This window comes from Terrabacter sp. P5_B1 (genome assembly GCF_056400505.1).
Map to the genome: position 1 here is coordinate 1 of NZ_JBFULD010000628.1, position 628 is coordinate 628.

Annotated in this window: 1 protein-coding gene; it reads right to left on the reverse strand. The window is 76.4% G+C overall.

The window, feature by feature from the left end:
• A partial coding sequence (locus AC1DP0_RS22505; protein ID WP_478088899.1) for a PfkB family carbohydrate kinase occupies nt 1-628 on the reverse strand: 628 nt, incomplete at both ends.

Below are 628 nucleotides of genomic sequence, written 5' to 3' on the forward strand. Positions count from 1 at the left end.
TCCCCCACCGTGCTCCCGCCGCGCCGAAGGTCACGAGCAGCGACTGCGGCACGCGGGCGGAGTCCGCCAGGCCGCGCATCTCCGACTCGTTGACGACGACGGGGTCAGCGAGCTCGATGACGTCGGTCGGCAGGGCGGCATACGGGGCGAGGTTGACGACGACGCGCGCCCCGGCGGCGTGGGCCGCCCGCGCCGCGTCGGCGACCGTGCCGAGGTCGACCTCGAGCGAGCAGAGCAGCACGTCGCCGGGAGCCAGGCGTCCCGCCGCGTGGGCGAGCGACGGGTCCGGCTCCCCGTTGGCGCCAGCGACGACGACGATCGAGTTCTCACCCTGCTCGTCGACGGTGATGAGCGCGGTCCCGGTCGGGGCCGTGGGGCTCGTCGAGACGGACGACGGGTCGATGCCCAGGGCCCCGAGGCGCTCCACGTAGGCGACGCCCGCCTCGTCGGACCCGACCCGGGCGAGCATCTGCACGGGGCTCGCCCCGGTGCGCGCCGCGGCCGCGGCCTGGTTGCCGCCCTTGCCCCCGGCGAACCGGCCACCGGCCTCGCCGAGCACGGTCTCGCCGGGCACCGGGTGCCGCTCGACGAGGGTGACGACGTCGACGTTGAGCGAGCCGAGCACGGC